Annotated in this window: 16 protein-coding genes; 13 read left to right on the forward strand and 3 right to left on the reverse strand. The window is 37.4% G+C overall.

What is annotated here, in order from left to right; genetic code table 11:
- Positions 1–4 precede the first annotated feature (4 nt).
- The 10 genes from POF52_RS16865 (at position 5) to lrgB (ending at position 10,225) form a co-directional block, all read left to right on the forward strand.
- Positions 5–583, forward strand: a complete 579-nt coding sequence (locus POF52_RS16865) for a TetR/AcrR family transcriptional regulator (RefSeq protein ID WP_074893905.1) — start codon at positions 5–7, stop codon at positions 581–583.
- 260 nt (positions 584–843) lie between these two features.
- Entirely contained in the window at positions 844–2,793 is a 1,950-nt protein-coding gene (locus POF52_RS16870) for a BglG family transcription antiterminator (protein ID WP_271993533.1), read from the forward strand.
- Positions 2,794–2,953: 160 nt separating this feature from the next.
- Positions 2,954–3,259, forward strand: coding sequence for a PTS sugar transporter subunit IIB (locus tag POF52_RS16875; protein WP_013055477.1), 306 nt, complete (start codon positions 2,954–2,956; stop codon positions 3,257–3,259).
- A gap of 13 nt (positions 3,260–3,272) precedes the next feature.
- Positions 3,273–4,631, forward strand: coding sequence for a PTS cellobiose transporter subunit IIC (celB, locus tag POF52_RS16880; RefSeq protein WP_013055478.1), 1,359 nt, complete (start codon positions 3,273–3,275; stop codon positions 4,629–4,631).
- Positions 4,632–4,644: 13 nt separating this feature from the next.
- The gene (locus tag POF52_RS16885) at positions 4,645–4,974 is read left to right on the forward strand and encodes a PTS lactose/cellobiose transporter subunit IIA (protein WP_271993538.1); all 330 of its coding nucleotides are present in this window, start codon (positions 4,645–4,647) and stop codon (positions 4,972–4,974) included.
- Complete coding sequence (locus POF52_RS16890; protein ID WP_074893907.1) at positions 4,971–6,299, forward strand: 6-phospho-beta-glucosidase; 1,329 nt, start codon at positions 4,971–4,973, stop codon at positions 6,297–6,299. The genes POF52_RS16885 and POF52_RS16890 overlap by 4 nt, the downstream gene beginning before the upstream one ends.
- 121 nt (positions 6,300–6,420) lie before the next feature.
- Positions 6,421–8,172, forward strand: a complete 1,752-nt coding sequence (locus tag POF52_RS16895; RefSeq protein ID WP_271993540.1) for a sensor histidine kinase — start codon at positions 6,421–6,423, stop codon at positions 8,170–8,172.
- 1 nt (position 8,173) lies between these two features.
- Positions 8,174–8,914, forward strand: a complete 741-nt coding sequence (locus POF52_RS16900) for a LytR/AlgR family response regulator transcription factor (RefSeq protein ID WP_271993542.1) — start codon at positions 8,174–8,176, stop codon at positions 8,912–8,914.
- A gap of 162 nt (positions 8,915–9,076) precedes the next feature.
- Positions 9,077–9,511 (forward strand): antiholin-like murein hydrolase modulator LrgA, encoded by a 435-nt coding sequence (gene lrgA / locus POF52_RS16905; RefSeq protein ID WP_028412310.1) that lies wholly within the window; start codon positions 9,077–9,079, stop codon positions 9,509–9,511.
- A 33-nt stretch (positions 9,512–9,544) separates the two neighbouring features.
- Entirely contained in the window at positions 9,545–10,225 is a 681-nt protein-coding gene (gene lrgB / locus POF52_RS16910; protein ID WP_013055484.1) for an antiholin-like protein LrgB, read from the forward strand.
- Between the two features lie 55 nt (positions 10,226–10,280).
- Here lrgB and POF52_RS16915 read toward each other — a convergent pair whose 3' ends face one another.
- Positions 10,281–10,715 carry a hypothetical protein gene (locus POF52_RS16915; protein ID WP_271993548.1) on the reverse strand — a complete coding sequence of 145 codons (435 nt, stop codon included), beginning with the start codon at positions 10,713–10,715 and terminating at the stop codon, positions 10,281–10,283.
- Positions 10,716–11,052: 337 nt separating this feature from the next.
- Between POF52_RS16915 and nirB the strand changes: the two genes are divergently transcribed.
- Together nirB and nasC are read left to right on the forward strand one after the other, a co-directional pair.
- Entirely contained in the window at positions 11,053–13,398 is a 2,346-nt protein-coding gene (gene nirB / locus POF52_RS16920) for a nitrite reductase large subunit NirB (protein WP_271993549.1), read from the forward strand.
- A 19-nt stretch (positions 13,399–13,417) separates the two neighbouring features.
- The gene (gene nasC / locus POF52_RS16925) at positions 13,418–15,568 is read left to right on the forward strand and encodes an assimilatory nitrate reductase catalytic subunit NasC (RefSeq protein ID WP_271993551.1); all 2,151 of its coding nucleotides are present in this window, start codon (positions 13,418–13,420) and stop codon (positions 15,566–15,568) included.
- Positions 15,569–15,618: 50 nt separating this feature from the next.
- Here the strand turns inward: nasC and POF52_RS16930 are convergent, their stop codons facing one another.
- Positions 15,619–16,800, reverse strand: a complete 1,182-nt coding sequence (locus tag POF52_RS16930) for an MFS transporter (RefSeq protein ID WP_271993553.1) — start codon at positions 16,798–16,800, stop codon at positions 15,619–15,621.
- Between the two features lie 370 nt (positions 16,801–17,170).
- Here POF52_RS16930 and speE point away from each other — a divergent pair, with 370 nt between their 5' ends.
- A complete protein-coding gene (gene speE, locus POF52_RS16935; protein WP_271993555.1) occupies positions 17,171–18,058 on the forward strand; it encodes a polyamine aminopropyltransferase in 888 nt (295 codons plus the stop codon).
- 3 nt (positions 18,059–18,061) lie between these two features.
- Here speE and POF52_RS16940 read toward each other — a convergent pair whose 3' ends face one another.
- Complete coding sequence (locus tag POF52_RS16940) at positions 18,062–18,736, reverse strand: hypothetical protein (protein ID WP_271993557.1); 675 nt, start codon at positions 18,734–18,736, stop codon at positions 18,062–18,064.
- Positions 18,737–18,968 lie beyond the last annotated feature (232 nt).

Raw genomic sequence — 18,968 nt, forward strand, 5'->3', positions numbered from 1 at the left:
AGGGATGTCGCCACGACAAGGACTAGATTTCAAAAAGGTTATTCAAACAGGTGAAAATTTGGCCAATCGTGAAGGATTTTATGCTGTTACAATTGCTTCATTAGCAAAAGAACTAAATGTTCGTCCACCGTCTTTATATAACTATATAAAAGGATTAGAAGAGCTGCGCAAAGAACTGGCTTTAAGTGGACTGCAGCAGCTATATCATCTTTTAAAAAGTACTGTTGAACATGCTTCCGCAGAAGATGCTGTTTATCATCTAAGTAAAGCGTACGTTTCATTTGTAAGAAAGTCTCCGGGAATATACGAAGCAACGGCAACGGTAGCACCAAGGATAAAGGATGAAGAAGTACAAAAAGCATCTGATAACATTTTGTTTTTAGTGCTAGATGTGTTGAAACCGTATCAGCTTCCGGAAAATGAAGCCCTTCATGCTGTTAGAAGTCTTCGCAGCATTTTACATGGGTTTTCTTCTTTGGAGCATAAAGGGGGATTTGGAATGTCATTAAGCACTGATGAGACTCTAGACTTTTTAATCCGTACGTTTGCATTGGGCCTCCACCGGTATAAACAGACCACATAAATTTCATTAAAGCCACTAAGCCTAATGCTTTAGTTGAAATTGAAAAAAAAGAGAAAGAATGATAGATTACAAATAAAGACATTTATTCCTATTGTTTTAGGGTTGTTACTGATGAAGCAGGCAAAACCTAAGCTGCAAGGACAGAAAAAGGTAGTTTCTGTTTGTTGCTGTTTAGGTATTTTTTGTTTTTGTTTAAAATAACCAGCCTTTTTCGTTTGTTTTATAAGGGAGAAATCTTCTGAGAATGGAGAGAAGCAAACATGCTTAATTCAAGAATGATCGTCATATTAAGAGAACTAATGTCCGTACAGTCTACATTATCAACCGTTACGAGTGAATATTTAGCAACAGTAAATCAAGTATCTTCTCGAACTATTCGAACGGATATAAAACAGCTAGATGACATTTTGTCTCAGTACGGAGCTAAAATTAAATCAGCTCGTGGGACAGGATATGAACTTAGCGTTTTAGATGAAAAACAGTTCCATCACCTATTAAAAGAACTTTCGGCTAATCAATTATTTGATGCAACTTCTATTCCAACCGTTCCTGATGATCGCGTGCATTATTTAATCAAAAGATTGCTGCTAGCAGACGAATATTTGAAGCTCGAAGATTTAGCAGACGAGTTGTATATTAGCAAGTCAACGGTTCAAAACGATTTAAAAGATGTTAAAAAACAGCTGTGTAAGTATGATATTCTTTTAGAAAAACGTCCTAACTATGGCTTGAAAGCTAAGGGGGACGAAATGAAAATGAGATTCTGTATGTCTGAGTACATATTCAACCGAAAAGATAAAGAAATAGATATGGTATACAATAAAATATCTATTCTGCCCCAAGAATCAATCTTAACGATTAAAGCCCACATTTTAAATCAAATAAAACGATACAATATTATGGTTTCAGACATTGGATTAAATAATTTAATCATTCATTTAGCTATAGCTTGTAAGCGAATACAAGAAGAAAATTTTATCTCTTTGTATTCAGAAGATCTGCTTGAGATTATGGAGCATAAAGAATATGAAGTGGCAGCTGAAATTGTGCGAGAGATTGAAAATGCATTCAAGATTCGTTTTCCGAAGTCAGAAACGGCATATATCGCCATTCATTTGTTAGGTACAAAAATGCTCAACAATAGCAATCATGAAGAAAAAGAAGTGAAGCAGTTTATTGACACACATATCTATGAACTAACAGCAGCTATATTAGAAGCAATTGAAAAAGAGCTTCATTTAGGAATTAGTGAAGATTCAGAGCTGATCCTTGGCATGAGCTTGCATTTGAAACCGGCTATCAATCGCTATAAATATGGAATGAATCTGCGAAACCCGATGCTTGAAGGAATTAAGAGTCATTACCCTCTGGCTTTTGAAGCTGGGATTATAGCTGGGAAGGTTTTGAAAAATCGCCTTGAAATCGACATGCATGAAACGGAAATTGGCTATTTAGCTTTACATATTGGAGGGGCCATTGAACGTCGGAAAATTATCAACCAGCCTAAGCGCTGTTTGATTGTATGCGCATCGGGCGTAGGGAGTGCCAAGCTATTATCATATAAGCTGCAGGCTACTTTTGGATTAAATCTGACTATTTTAGGAACAACGCAGTATTATAAGCTTCACCAAATGTCGCTGCACTCTTTAGATTTTATTGTTAGTACGATTCCAATTCCAGATCATCTTCCTGTTCCTGTAGTACAAGTAAGTACGATTCTAGGAAACAGTGATTTTAAAAAAATTGATTGTTTAATGAAGAACAAACAGCAGCCATCCCTAGAATACACAAAAAAAGAATTAGTATATTTACAGCAAGAATTTCAAACGAGAGAAGAAGTGCTTCATTTTTTAGGAGAGAAATTAACTCATCTAGGACTAGTTCCTTCTCAATTTATAGAATCTGTTTTTGAAAGAGAAGCTGCATCACCAACAAGTTTTGGCAATCTCGTTGCGATTCCTCATCCTATGGTTCCTCAAACGGATACGACGTTTTGGGCCATTTGTACGTTAAAAAAACCGATTATGTGGGAAGGAAACCTCGTACAATTTATTTGCCTTTTAAGTGTAAAAGCGAATAATCAAGGCGATTTGCAAAAGATGTACAGTTTGTTAGTCCGCGTTGTGGATGATAAGCAGGTCGTGCAGCGCTTAGTAAAGTGCAAGGATTATGAGGAATTTATAGAGGTGTTTATGAAAAATATTAGATAAAAAAAGAAGTCTAAGAGAGGGGCTTCTTTTTTATCTGAATGTTCAAACATAATTTTTCCGCTAGTAACGGAAAAAGGTTGTGTATAAATGTAAGCGCTTTTATTTTAAGATAAAACTATCAACAAAACAGATAGCAAAATAAAAAACGGGGGAATGACAAATGAATATTCTATTATGTTGTGCAGCTGGAATGTCTACAAGTTTACTAGTAACAAAAATGGAAAAAAGCGCTCAGGAGCAAAGCACGGAGTATAAAATTTGGGCGGTTCCTGGTGACTCTGTTCGCAACCATATTGATCAAGCGGATGTACTTTTATTAGGACCTCAAGTGCGCTACCTATTGCCGCAGCTTAAGAAGCTAGGTGAAGAAAAAGGAGTGCCAGTTGACGTTATAAATCCTGTTCACTACGGAACGTGTAATGGAGAACAAGTGTTAAAATTTGCAGTTCAACTAGTTTCAAAATAGGAGTGTGGACTACATGAGCAAATTTAATAGTATGCTTGAAAGCAAAGTAATGCCTATCGCTGGAAAAATGGCGGGTCAACGTCATTTACAAGCACTTCGAGACGGTATTGTTCTGACAATGCCGCTCATTATTATCGGTTCAGTATTTTTAATACTGTCGAATTTACCGATACCAGGTTATAACGACTTTATGGCAGGGATTTTCGGAAAAGAATGGGCAACGAAAATGGCCTATCCAGTTGGAGCTACATTCGATATTATGGCGCTGCTTGCTTGTTTCGGAATAGCCTATCGGTTAGCTGAAAAATACGGAGTAGATGCTTTGTCCGCAGGGGCTATTTCACTTGCTGCTTTTTTACTTGCTACTCCGTATAAAGTGTCCTTTCTCCCAAGTGGAGCCAAAGAAGCTATTTTAGTAGACGGCGGAATTCCAACCGCTTTAATGGGAAGTAAAGGACTCTTTGTAGCAATGATTGTCGCGATTCTCTCTACGGAAATTTACAGATGGTTTATTCAAAAAGACATTATCATCAAGATGCCTGATGGAGTTCCTCCCGCTGTTGGAAAATCGTTTGCTGCTCTTATTCCTGGCTTTACGGTAATAGCATTTATTTGGATTTTACGTTTGTTAGTAGAACAAACGCATTTTGGAAGTCTGCATAATATCGTTGGAGAATTGCTTGGAAAGCCTTTAGGTGTGTTAGGCGGCAGTTTAGGCGGTACGCTAGTTGCAGAACTTGTTATTATGCTTATGTGGTCATGTGGACTCCATGGAGCGAATATTGTCGGTGGAATTATGGCTCCCATTTGGTATGGAGCTATGGATGAAAACCGAATTGCATTTGCTAATCATGAAGCATTACCAAATATTTTTACACAGCAGTTCTTTGATATTTGGATTAATATCGGAGGCAGCGGAGCAACGTTAGCTCTAGTTGTAGCTATGATTTTAAAAGCACGCAGTCAACAAATGAAGCAGCTTGGTAAGTTAGGAATAGGACCAGCTCTTTTTAATATCAATGAGCCGATCATCTTTGGACTTCCGATGGTGATGAATCCAATGATGCTTATTCCGTTTATTATTACCCCTCTTGTGACGGTAGTAGCAACCTATATTGCGATGTCGACAGGACTGGTAGCAAAACCAGCAGGTATTGCGGTTCCTTGGACTATGCCTCCGATTATTTCTGGCTATTTGGCAACAGGAGGGAAATTATCGGGTGCAGTTATGCAAGCTATTAATATCGGAATTTCTGTTTGCATTTATTATCCTTTCTTTAGAATGTGGGATAAACAAAAATTCACTGAAGAAAATGGTATACAGCCTGCAGCTGAAGGGGTACCAAGTGATACAAAGAAAGATATTGTGTAAGGAGGGATAAAGGATGGAAAGCATTCAAGAATATATTTTTAAATTAATCTTACACGGTGGAAACGGCAGAAGTTCAGCAATGGAAGCGATAGCAGCTGCCAAAAGCGGAAATTTTTCAGAAGCACGTGAAAAGCTTACACAGGCTGCAGAAGAATTAAATGCTGCTCATCATATCCAAACGTCGTTAATTCAAGGTGAAATTAGAGGGGAAAGCACAGAAATTTCTCTGCTCATGATTCATGCTCAAGATCATTTAATGAATGCGATGACGGTAAAAGAAATGGCTACTGAATTTGTAGATTTATATGAAGTAATCAAAATTTCTGGGGGGATTACACTATGAAAAAAGGTATTAAGATTGTAACGATTGGCGGAGGTTCAAGCTATACGCCTGAACTAATAGAAGGATTTATTAAACGATACGATGAACTTCCAGTTCGAGAACTGTGGCTAGTAGACGTTGAAGAAGGAAAAGAAAAGCTAGAGATTGTTGGTAATTTGGCAAAACGAATGGTGAAAAAATCAGGTTTGCCAATTAATGTTCATTTAACGTTAGATCGAAGAGAAGCACTAAAAGATGCGGATTTCGTAACGACTCAATTCCGAGTTGGTTTGTTAGATGCACGAGCGAAAGATGAAAGAATACCGCTTAAATACGGGGTGCTTGGTCAAGAAACAAATGGACCGGGCGGATTATTTAAAGGACTTCGCACGATTCCCGTTATTTTAGATATCTGCCGTGACATTGAAGAGTTATGTCCAGAAGCTTGGCTGATTAACTTCACAAATCCTGCAGGTATGGTAACAGAAGCTGTGCTCCGCTATAGTAACATTAAAAAGATTGTAGGACTTTGTAATGTACCAATCGGAATGGAAATGGGGATTGCTAAGCTGCTTGATGTAGATCACTCTCGCATTCGAATTGATTTTGCTGGTTTAAATCACATGGTCTATGGATTAGATGTATATGTAGATGGTGTAAGCGTTAAAGATCAAGTTATTGATTTATTGAGTGATCCAACTAACAGCAGCTTTGTGAAAAATGTAGCGGGACTTGGATGGGAGCCAGAATTTACAAAAGCCCTAAATGCGTTAACGTGTCCATATCACATGTACTATTATAAAACGCGTGAAATGGTAGAAAAAGAGCTCGTTAATTATGAAAAAGGTGAAACGAGAGCAGAAGTCGTAAAACAGTTGGAAAAAGAGCTGTTCGAACTGTATAAAGATCCTAATCTAGACATTAAACCGCCTCAATTAGAACAGCGCGGCGGAGCCTATTATAGTGATGCAGCCGTTCGATTGATTACATCCATTTACACGGATAAAGGCGATATTCAGCCCGTAAATACTGTCAATAATGGTGCCATAGCAAGCATTCCTGCTGATTCTGCCGTAGAAGTAAGCTGTATCATTACAAAAGATGGACCGAAGCCAATTTCAGTCGGCGACCTTCCTGTACCTGTGCGAGGTCTTGTTCAAACAATTAAGTCATTTGAGCGTATTGCAGCTGAAGCAGCAGTGACAGGAGATTATGATAAAGCTATTTTAGCATTAACCATTAATCCTCTTGTGGCTTCTGATAAACTAGCTAAGCAAATTGTCGATGAGATGCTAGAAGCTCATAAAGATTACTTGCCTCAATTTTTTAAAACGGTTCAAGCTTAAAATCAAGCTGTGCGAATACAGTACGTATTCGCACAGCTTTTTTTCTATTTGTAAAGCTAGATTTCTGCCACCATCAATGTAACAATATAAAATAGAAACGGACAGCAAAGGGTGGCTAGAAATGATTCATTTATTAATTATGATGGTAGAACGAGTAGGAGTTATTGTCATCTTAGGTTTTTTGCTGGCACATACAAAAATTTTTCGGCAATTTCTCCGCAAACAGCAAGGGTATAAAGGAAAAGCTGTACTTATTTTTATTTTTTCTCTTTTTAGCATTATTAGTAACTACACGGGAATTGAAATTCAAGGAACAATTATTCGAAATGAAGACTTATTATTAAAAGTAGATCCATCAAGCTCGATTGCAAATACACGAATTATGGGTGTAGAAATGGGCGGTCTGCTTGGCGGTCCATTTGTTGGTTTAGGAGTAGGAATACTTGCTGGCGTTCATCGCTTTATGTTAGGAGGGAGTACGGCGTTTAGCTGTGCAGTTTCATCCGTTTTAGCAGGGGTGTTAACTGGATATATCGGCTATGGCTACCGGAAAAAACATCGAACGATTACACCACGCTTTGCTGCACTTGTAGGCATAGCGATGGAAACGCTTCAGATGCTGATTATTTTATTATTTGCTAAACCGTTTGATTCGGCATGGACGCTAGTGAGTATTATTGCTATTCCAATGATTATTGTAAATGGCACGGGAAGCTATATTTTCTTATCTATTATTCAGTCCATTTTACGGCAAGAGGAACAAATGAGAGCGCTCCAGACACACAAAGTATTATTAATCGCGGATCAAACTCTTCCACATTTTCGTCAGGGTCTTACTAGTGAATCATGTGAAAATGTTGCAAATATTATTCATCGCTTCACAGGTACGGATGCTGTTTCGCTAACTGATACGCACAAAATTTTAGCTCATGTAGGGGAAGGAATTGATCATCACGTTCCTTCGCATAGTTTAATTACCGGGCTGTCTCACGAAGTGCTGAAGACAGGAAAAATTATGAAAGCAAAATCGAGAGAACAAATTGATTGTCAGCATAAAGACTGCCCGCTTCATGCCGCTATTGTGATGCCGCTTACTTCTCACGGTACTACCATTGGAACACTAAAAATGTACTTTAAAGATGCGAGCGGGTTAAGCCGAGTGGAGGAAGAGCTGGCAGAAGGATTAGCTAAACTTTTTTCAACTCAGCTAGAGCTCGGCGAAGCAGAGCTTCGAAGTAAATTGCTAAAAGATGCGGAGATTAAAGCTTTACAGGCTCAGGTGAATCCTCATTTTTTATTTAATGCTATTAATACGATATCGGCGCTGTGCAGACAGGACGTAGAAAAAGCCAGAAAGCTGCTTTTGCAGCTAAGCATTTATTTTCGTTCCAATTTGCAAGGTGCAAGGCAGCTGTTGATTCCGTTATCAAAAGAGCTTGATCATGTTCACGCGTACTTATCGCTTGAACAAGCCAGGTTCCCTAATAAATACGAAATTGACATGTATATTGAAGAAGGGCTAGGTGATGTCTTGCTTCCGCCATTTATTCTTCAAGTGCTTGTGGAAAATGCCATTCGGCACGCGTTTCCGCGTAAACAAAAGCACTGTCGAGTAGAAGTTTATATTGAGACAAAAGATAAATATGTATACGTAAAGGTAAAAGACAATGGACAAGGTATAGACACAAAACGATTGCAAAAGCTTGGCAATCAGCCCGTTTTTTCAGAAAAAGGAACGGGGACGGCTCTTTACAATATTAAACAACGTTTGCACGGATTATTTGGAAAAGAAACAACGCTGGAGTTTGACGTAACAGAAGGAACAGCGGTTTCGTTTGTTATACCAATTGAATTAAAAAGCGAGGGTATGTAATATGCTGCGAGTACTAATAGTAGATGATGAAATGTTAGCGCGAGATGAATTAAAATATTTATTACATCGAACGAAAGAAGTAGACTTCATTGAAGAAGCTGAAAGTATCGAAGAGGCGTTGGATAAAATGATGGATGAAAAGCCGGATTTATTATTTTTAGATATACAATTGTCAGATGACAGCGGTTTTGATATTGCTAAAAGGCTTAAAAAAATGAAAAATCCGCCAGCTATTATATTTGCAACCGCGTACGATCAGTACGCTTTACAAGCCTTTGAAGTAGATGCAATTGATTACATTTTGAAGCCTTTTGATGAAGAAAGAGTGGTGCAGGCCATTCATAAATATAAAAAAATGCGTGTTCCTCATCCCGCTGTGAAAGAAGAAGAATCGATAGGAGAGTCTTCTTCTCAAACTGGAAAGTTAGCGATTTCTATAGACGATTCGATTGTGTTGGTGAATATAAAGGACATCTTGTTTGTAGGATTAATAGAAGGAGAAGTCACCATCCAGACTATAACAGAATCCTACCATACTGCTGATACGCTGGCTATGCTAGAAAAAAAGCTCCCTTCTCAGTCGTTTAGTCGTGTCCACAGGGGGTATATCGTCAACGTAGATCATATTTCCGAAGTACAGCCTTGGTTTAATTCTACGTATAATTTAGTAATGAAAAACGATGAGCGAGTTCCTGTCAGCCGTACATATGCTAAAGAACTGAAGAAACGTTTAGGAATTTAAAGAAAAAACAGCTTGCGTATGCATTTTGGCAAGCTTTTTTTTGCATTTCAAGGCTCGATTTTTGTAAGTGAGCATAAATATTTGACTCTTTAATTTGAAAACGCTTTCTTGTCGATTTTCATTTTATATAATGAAGTCAACAAACAGAGAGAGGTGAAAGAAATGAGTGCTAAAAAAGTGTATGGCTTCTTAACACAAGCATTTATTTTTTCCGTAATTATGTTGATTTCAGATTTTATTGCAGAGCATTTGCCTTTTCCAATGCCTGCTTCAGTCATTGGACTTGTGCTGTTATTTCTTGCACTCTGCTTGAAGATTATTAAACTAGAGCAAGTTGAATCACTGGGAACGGCTTTAACTTCTTTGATCGGATTTTTATTTGTACCAGCAGGTATTTCTGTTATGAATTCATTAGGTGTTATGCAGCAGTACGGCATTCAAATTTGTTTAGTTATCATCGTGGCAACGATTATTTTGTTAGGCGTTACAGGCTTATTTTCACAGCTTATACTTGGCATGACAAAAGATAATAAAGCAAAAGAAGAAATAAAAGATGTAGATATGAGTGAAAAAACGAAAAAACAAGGTATTGCTTAACATCAATTATAAAGAGACAAGGTGGTTGGAAAGATGAATCCGTATTTTGGAATCGTGGTTTCTTTAGCTGCGTACGGCATTGGAACGTATTTATTTAAAAAGTCAAAAGGTTTTTTCTTATTTACTCCTTTATTTGTGGCAATGGTACTCGGAATTGCTTTTTTGAAAATTGGTCATTTTTCTTATGAGGAATATAGCAGCGGGGGGAAGATTATCAGCTTCTTTTTAGAACCGGCAACAATTGCTTTTGCCATCCCTTTATATAAGCAAGCCGATAAATTAAAAAAGTACTGGTGGCAAATTCTTTCTTCTATTGCGGTAGGGTCAGTTTGTTCGGTAGCGATTATTTTTGCGATTGCTAAAGGTATTCATATGGATGAAGTTGTGATGAAATCAATGCTTCCACAAGCAGCTACAACAGCGATTGCGCTGCCATTGTCTCAAGATATTGGAGGGATTCCTGCTATTACTTCCTTTGCTGTTATTTTTAATGCAGTGATCGTATATGCGCTGGGCGCTTTATTTTTAAAAGTATTCAAGGTGAAGAATCCAATTTCGAAAGGATTAGCTCTTGGAACTTCTGGGCATGCGCTAGGAGTAGCCGTAGGGATTGAAATGGGAGAAGTAGAGGCAGCCATGGCAAGTATTGCAGTTGTTATTGTAGGCGTCGTCACAGTTGCCGTTATTCCACTTTTTGTTCAGCTAGTCATGTAACAAAAGCCTGAAGGAGTCAGAGATTTTCTGACTCCTTCAGGCTTTTGTTTGTTAATTAATACACCACTCCAAAATGTCGTGATGCGCAGTTTTGACAGGTTGTATGGTCAAAAAGACTCTCAGGAATGATAAATTCAAAACAAAATTGACATTGTTTGAATTGACTTTGTCTATAAAACATTGTCTCTAAGAAAATAGCTGTAATATGTTCGGTTATGTGCTTATGGGAACGTTGTTCTAAAGTGGACCATGGAATAGACTGACGCTCTATGTAAATCGGACAGGAAGTATAGGGTGTATCCCATTGAATGGCTTGATATCCAAACGTAAGGCCATGATGAGCTGCTGATGTAAATATGATTAGGTTTTGATGGAATTCTGGCAGAGGTAATTCTAGTTTTTGATCTTTAAGCGATCTCGTTTTGGAATGAAGGTTATACAATTTAATTTGAAAATGAATCCACTGAGTGGCGTGAACGGTTATTGACATGTTTTAAACCTCCAATTCAGACTCTTTTTTTTATCATAATTGATTTCAAAATAAATAAATAGTAGGCAAAAAGAAGATAACAAAATTTTATATAGATTACTTATAAGGTGTAGGGAAAGGTGATATAAGCATAGCATCCTTTTTTCTACCCCTTTTTAAAGCATATTAATCTTCTATATAAAAGCTTGCTTTCAACGAATGGTATCGGCGTATTCATAAGCTTTAAACAGATTTTAATGTTAGAAGTTATAACAAGGTTCATTTCTTTTAGAGAAGTTTATGAAATAATAAAAACTGTATATTTTACGGTCTGAATCTATGTGTTGGAGGTTTTTATATGACGAAACAAAAGCTGATATTAATCGGAAATGGAATGGCAGGAATGCGCTGTATTGAAGAAATTCTTATTCATTCTCCAGATTGTTTTGATATTACTGTTTTTGGAAGTGAGCCTCACGTTAACTATAATCGAATTTTATTATCAACCGTTTTACAAGGCAGTACAAAGCTTGAAGATATCAATATTCATTCTTTGGCATGGTATAAGGAAAATAATATTACTTTATTTAAAGGAGAAAGCGTTACGCACATAGACACCAAGAGAAAAATAATAAAAACAGATAAAAACAGAGAGACGATGTACGACAAGCTTATTCTTGCTACTGGTTCGAGCCCGTATATGCTCCCCGTTAAAGGGTCTGACAAAGAAGGTGTCCTCGGTTTTCGTACCATCGAAGACTGTCAGGAAATGATTAAAATTTCTAAACAGTATAAAAAAGCAGCGGTTATTGGAGGGGGTCTGTTAGGGCTGGAAGCTGCTAGAGGACTATTAAATTTGGGAATGGATGTTCAAGTCATTCATCATTCGGGTTTCTTAATGGAGCGACAGTTAGACAGAGCAGCATCTGCTATGTTAAGAGAAGAATTAGAAAAGCAAGGCATGAGTTTTCTATTAAACAAACATACGGATGAGATTATAGGGGGAAATCGAGCAGAAGGCGTCCGATTTAACGATAGCAGCAAAATTGCAGCTGATTTAGTTGTAATGGCTACAGGAGTGAGGCCAAATGTTAATCTAGCTAAAAAAAGTGGAATAGAAACAAATAGAGCAATCATCGTAAATGATTATTTAGAAACGAGTACCCCGGATATCTATGCAGTAGGTGAATGCGCGGAACATCGAGGGATGACATACGGCCTTGTTGCTCCTCTTTACGAACAAGGAAAAGTCTTAGGACGACACCTTTGCCAAATAAAAAACGATGGTTATCGCGGGTCCGTTCTTTCCACTCAATTAAAAATATCAGGAATAGATGTTTACTCAGTCGGAGAATTCAAGGAAAATCAAGGTGCAAAAGCCATTACGATTTCGAATATGTTAGATGGTATATACAAAAAAGTCGTTTTTCGCGAGGGGAAAATAGTGGGAGCTGTTCTTTTTGGAGATACCAGTGAGGCTATAAAGCTATCACAAATGATTAATGAAAAAAAGGATTTGTCGCAAGCGGAAAAAGTACAATTATTTCCTTCTCAACATGAAAAAGAAAATGCAGTAACTTCTATGCCCCTTACAGATATTGTATGCAACTGTAACGGTGTAACAAAGGGAGCCATTATTGAAGCAGTACAGAAAAATGATTTAACGACAGTAGATGAAATAAAAAATTGCACGAAAGCTTCTGGTTCATGCGGAGGATGCAAACCCCTTGTAACAGATCTTTTAACATATATTCAAAGCGATGAGTTTGATGAAATCATTGAACAAAAAACCTTTTGTACATGTACACATTTATCAGAAGATGAGCTGGTAAGAGAAATGCAGCAATATCAATTTGAAACGGTTCAGCAAGTAAGAGAAATATTAAAGTTTAAAGACATGAAAGGCTGTTCGTTATGTGAAGGCGGTCTTCATTACTATTTAGATATGATGAATCCTCATTATGAAAACAATCGACATTCTTTATTTACTACGGAGAATGAACAGGCCGTTTTGCTTCACGATGGGACTTATGCAGTGGTACCGCAAATTTACGGTGGTCTGACAAATGTACAGGAATTAAGGAACATAGCAAATGTAGCTGAAAGGTACAACATCTCTAATATTCGTTTAACAAGTGATCAGCGCATTCAACTTATTGGAGTGAAAAAAGAATATCTTCCGTTGGTAAGTGAGGAAATAGATAGAGGACTTCAGCAGCTATATGAACGTACAGTTAAAAATGTATCTGTTTATATAGGGAAAGGAACGTGTATTTGTCAGTATGAACCTGCTCTTGCTTTATCAAATGAATTAGATAAACAGCTTGAATATGTAAAGACCCCATGTGATATCAAAATCAGTATTGCTTCGTGTTCTCACATTGCAGAGAATGTAACAACAAGTGATATAGGATTAAGAAGAATAGACAGAGGATGGGAAATATATGTCGGCGGAAGCAGCGCAGAAGCCAGAAGCGGGGAGCTGTTTTATGTGGCCGAAACGAACGAAGAAGCAGTAGAAATCAGCTGTTCTTTGATTCAATATTACCGTGAAACGGGGAACTATTTGGAAACCGTCGGGAGCTGGATCGAGCGAGTAGGAATTGTTCATGTCAGAGAAGTTTTGTTTGAGGTAGACAATCGAGAGTATTTAATGAAGCAGCTCAGTTCAGAGCGCTCTCGTGCAATCACATATTTATTATAGGAAAGAAGGGGGACCTACGATGACTGAGATGCTATTGAAATATTTTCGTGAGCAGCAAAAGCAAGTTGAAACCGAGCGTATCTATAATACTCAGTGTCCTTACTGCAGCATGCAGTGCAAAATGCAGCTAGTTGAACAAACACATGTAAAAAGGAAAACGTATAAAACAATTGGAACAGACAACCCTACTTCTCAAGGAAGGTTATGTATCAAAGGAATGAATGCGCATCAGCATCCTTTGCATAAAGATCGGATTCAATATCCTTTATTAAAAGTAAACGGAGAGTTTGTAAAGATTTCTTGGAAAGAAGCTCTTCACTATATTAAAGAAAACGTTGCAAAGATTCAAGAGAAGAATGGAGCAGATGCGCTAGGTGTTTATGGAAGTGCCTCTATTACAAATGAAGAAGCTTACTTATTAGGGAAATTTGCTCGAGTTGCGTTAAAAACAAAGTATATTGATTACAATGGACGCTTATGTATGTCGGCTGCTGCTTCTGCTGCTAGTAAAACATTTGGCATGGACCGAGGATTTACGAATAGCTTGCAGGAGATTCCGTTTACTGAATGTATTATGTTAGCTGGAACAAATATTGCGGAATGTCAGCCAACGATTATGCCTTATTTTGAGAAAGCAAAAGAAAACGGAGCCTTTATTATTGCAATTGATCCAAGAGAAACCGCTACAACTAAAATAGCTGATTTACACTTGAAACTTAAGCCGGGGAGCGATGCGGCATTAGCCAATGGAATCTTGAAGATCCTTATCGAAGAAAATTATCTAGATGAACGATTTCTACAAGAACGTGTCAATGGATTTGAAGAAGTAATTCAATATGTGGCGTCTCTAGAATTTAATATCATTGAAGAAATAACGGGAGTGCCACTTGAAGAGATGTACCAAGCTGCCCGTATGTTTGGTCAAAGAAAAACGGGAATGATTTTTACTGCTAGAGGGGTAGAGCAGCAAACAGACGGAAGTGCTGCGGTGCAAAATTTTTTGAATATTCTACTTTCCGTTGGGAAAATCGGTAAACCTCGCTGCGGATATGGGGCTATTACCGGTCAAGGAAATGGGCAAGGAGCCCGGGAGCATGGTCAAAAAGCGGATCAGCTTCCAGGCTACCGTTCAATCGAAAATCATGAGCACCGGATGTATATAGCAGATGTGTGGAACATAGAGGAGAAAGATCTTCCTAGAAAAGGTGTTTCTGCATATGAGATGATTGAAAAAATTCATGATGGTGAGATTAAAGGGCTGTTTTTGATGTGTTCAAATCCAACAGTTTCAAATCCAAATGCTAATTTTGTTAAGAAGGCTTTTGAAAAGCTTGAATTTCTAGTGGTAGCAGATATGTTTGAATCAGAAACGGCAAAATTAGCAAACTTGATCTTACCAGCATCTTCCTACTTGGAAGATGAAGGAACCATGACAAATGTAGAGGGAAGAGTTACATTACGCGAAGCTAGCTTTCCATGCGGCGGCGAAATCAAACACGACTGGGAAATACTATGTGAAATTGCTAAAGCTTTAGGGAAAGAGGAACATTTTTCATTTTCATCAGCTGAAGAAATATTTAATGAACTACGAATAGCAAGTAAAGGAGGGATCGCGGATTACTCTGGTATTACGTACGAACGATTACGAGAGGAAAAAGGAATTTTATGGCCATGCAGAAGCTTAACAGATAAAGGAACCGAGCGCCTGTTTGAAACGCGTTTTGCTCATAGTGATGGAAAAGCGATGATGGTCCCTGTCTCGAATCAAGCTATTGTACCTAAAGCAAAAATAACGGAAAAATATCCTCTCTATTTAACAACGGGGAGAGTGATGTCGCACTATTTAACGGGTGTACAAACGCGAAAAAGTGCGTCTTTATCTGCTAGAAATTTCGAATCTTTTATGGAAATCCACCCTTTAACAGCGAAAAAATATGAAATTTTGAATCAAGAATTAGTACAAATTGAATCTTCATATGGAAGGATTGTGGTAAGAAGCAAATTTTCAGAGGGCATTCGGCCAGATACCGTATTTGTTCCTTTTCACTGGGCGGATTCTCAAAATGTTAATAACCTTGTTTCTGAGAAATTAGATCCCGCCTGTAAGATGCCGGGGTTTAAAGTAAGTGCTGTGAAGATTAGCCCTTCTGTAAAAAGAAGCAGCTATTAAAAATGCTGATGCAAAAAAGCCTCTTGAAAAAAGAGGCTTTTTGCATGGAATCAGGCAAGGTGCTTTTGGTTAATACGTACATTTTGTTTTTTGAATCCAGAATAATTTAGAAAGAGACAGAATAGGGCAAAAAGCGCTAGTAAGGAAAAACCGACAACGTAATCTCCGCTTGTATCTTTTATAAAGCCTAGCACAATAGGAGGAAAGAAGCCGCCTACTCCTCCAAATGCTCCTACGATCCCGGTAACAGCTCCAATATTTCCTGTTGAAACAGATGGAACCATTTTAAAAACAGCTCCATTTCCGATACCAAGAGTAATGGCTGCAAGTAAACAACCTACGCTAAATAGGGAGAAGGCAGTGATGGTAAATGCAATAAATAACCCTATTAGTAGCATTCCGGTAAAGACGAAGGTGAGTACTTTTTTTGCTCCGAAGACATCCGATAAATATCCTCCAAGAGGCCGTACAAATGTTGCTAGCACGACAAATACAGCTGTTTTCAGTCCACTGTCTACAGTTGAAGCATTAAATTGATCATGCAAAATGGTAGGAAGATAGATGCTGAACGTTACAAATCCACCAAATGTTAAAAAATAGAAAACGGATAAAAACCACGTTTCTTTAAATTTTAATACCGATAAAGATTCCTGCAGCGTATTGGGGGAAGCAGCAGAAGGGTGGTCTGAAGTTCCTACCCATAATAAAAGAGCCATTAAGGCTACCGCAATTGCTAAACTCCAAAATACCCAAGGCAAGCCAAAAGAAGAAAAGATAAGTGGAATACTAAAGCTTGCTACCGCCGATCCTAAGTTGCCCATCCCGGCAATTCCTAAAATAAAACCTTGCTTTTGAGGTGAATACCATTTAGAGACATATGTAATGGAAATAGCAAATGTTGTTCCAGCCATGCCGATAAAAAATGCCCAAAAGAGCAGCATAGAATAAGAATGAGTAAAGCCTGCACAAATGGTAGGGAGTAAAAGAGCCAGCATAGTCAAAGAATAGACTTTTCTTCCCCCGAAGCGATCTGTTAAAATCCCCATCGGAATTCGCATGAGGGAACCTAATAAGACGGGAGTGGCAATTAAGACACTTTTTTCAGCATTGGTTAATGAATACATTACTTGAATATCTGCAGCGATAGGTGCGAAGACAGACCATACTGAAAAAGCAATAATCATAGATAAAGTCGAGATAAGAAGTACAGATAAGGGCCGTTTAGAAAACATTACTTAAAAACCTCCTTTTTTATATCCAGCGTAAAGCTGTTGCAATATGGTAATTATGATACTACGCTTTCTTTCTTATGTATCATTCTGTGTTAGGTTTTCTTCCGTACTTTTACTGAAGAACGGACCCAGATAAAAGTGGAGAGATAACTTAGACTTACACTCTATCTAAGTGCTGATGAAGAAACGGTTAAAAAGCTTTGAAAGAAACAGTAAGTAGAAATATTGTCGAAAGAATGGAAGGAAAATTGAAATTAGAAGAGATTAATAGAGTAAGCATCTATAAATTTGTGCTATCGAATTATAGCGAAATAAAAAATAATTCATATTTTATATAGAACACAAATTTTTGAAATAGAAGGTGGAAAAAGTGACAGAAAAGCATCCTCTTTCAGGTTATAAAAAGGATGATAATGGAGTTCTCTGGATATGGAGTTACGTTGGACAGGCTAGAGTGAAAATGGGGTATAAAGTAAAAAGTCTGCTTCACTATGAGCAATCTTCCTATCAACAAATCAGTATTGTGGATACAAAATGGTATGGGAAAATGTTGGTGCTAGATGGTACTCCACAAATTTCAACAGGAGAAGGGTTTATTTATAATGAAATGATTAGCCATGTGCCGATTATAACGCATTCAAATCCTAAAAAAGTTGCGATGATTGGCGGAGGAGACTGTGGTCCTGCACGGGAGGCCATGAAGTATGACGGAATTCAACAAATTGATATAGTCGAAATCGATCCAAAAGTTACAGAAATCTGCCGCACATGGCTAACTCCGGCTTCTTGTTATGATGGTGAAACTAGGCTCAATATGATACATCGCGATGGAATAGATTGGATTCAAGAACAAAAGGGAGTTTATGATGTTCTCATAATTGATCGGCCTGACCCTGTTGGACCGGGAAAAAAACTATTTCAACCTGATTTTTATCAATATGTCTACAACAGCCTTAAAGATGATGGCGTAGTTGTTTTTCAATCAGGATCTCCTTACTACAATACTTCTACATTACAAGGCACAATTAAAAATTTAAAGGAGCTATTTCCAATTGTCCGCACATATTTAGTGGCTATACCTCTTTTCCCTTGCGGCATTTGGAGTTTTACGATTGCTTCTAAAAAAATGGATCCTCTTCAGGCCGATTTGACGAAGCTACAGCATACAGATACTCAATATATTGATCCTGAAATTTTCCGTGCATCATTTGTTTTACCTAAATATATAAAAGAAATAGTAGACGGAAAAGATTCCTAAAAACTAAGTAGCGACGAATGTTTGTTGAAAGTCATCAATAATCTCGGAAAATATCTTTGTTATAGTAGTTCTGTGTTTGCTGCGCAGAGTCCGGGATAATTCAATTTGAAATGTATTAAAATTATGACTGTAACCTAGATAGCGGCTATTGTCACCTTGTCTGTGAAAGGCAATTGATTCGTTTCCAACAAATTTATTATCAAATATTACATGGATTTTCGGGAACGAATCTTCAGATTTTTTAGTCAGCTCCTGTTGGAACCAATCTTTAACTTCCTTTGAGCAAGATTGTCCATATAAAGTCCCCACTTCAATTGCATGAGGCCCGTAATGTATGTCCTTCATTCCATGAAAAGATAAATGCAAATAGGGTGTTAAAAGGAAATTATTACTATCTATTATTTTTAAAGATTTAACAATTTCTTGGATTGTTCTTCTATATTCATGTATCCCCTCATGGTTTGTTTCATTTAGATTTCTATTTAAATCTGCTATGGTTCTGGAAATCGTACTAACGATTCCTGCACATCCTGTTTTCTTGACTAAATTTTCTACAATTTTATCCGTAAATAAATCAGCAGCGGGTGGTTCTGCATGAAGTGCATCCACATGACAGCTTATAAAACCATTTCCTTTGTTGTATTTTAAGTAGTTTCCATGAATGAATTTTAATGTCATTGACTATTTCTCCTTTTATATCGTTTGAAATCTATCCTTTCTATAATAAATGCAGTAAAAATAAAATCGGTGAATTAGTACACGTGTTAAATACATACATAAAAAGTTTTTAGAGATGGTGGAAATAAATAGATAAATGTACAGGAGTATTTTGTATATTTACATACTATAGGAGTAGCTGATTATTGTTATAGGGCATTAAAGTAGCAAAATACGATAGAAAGTTCTAATT

The sequence above is a fragment of the Priestia sp. AB genome (assembly GCF_028369225.1).
In the GTDB taxonomy this organism is placed as follows: domain Bacteria; phylum Bacillota; class Bacilli; order Bacillales; family Bacillaceae_H; genus Priestia; species Priestia megaterium.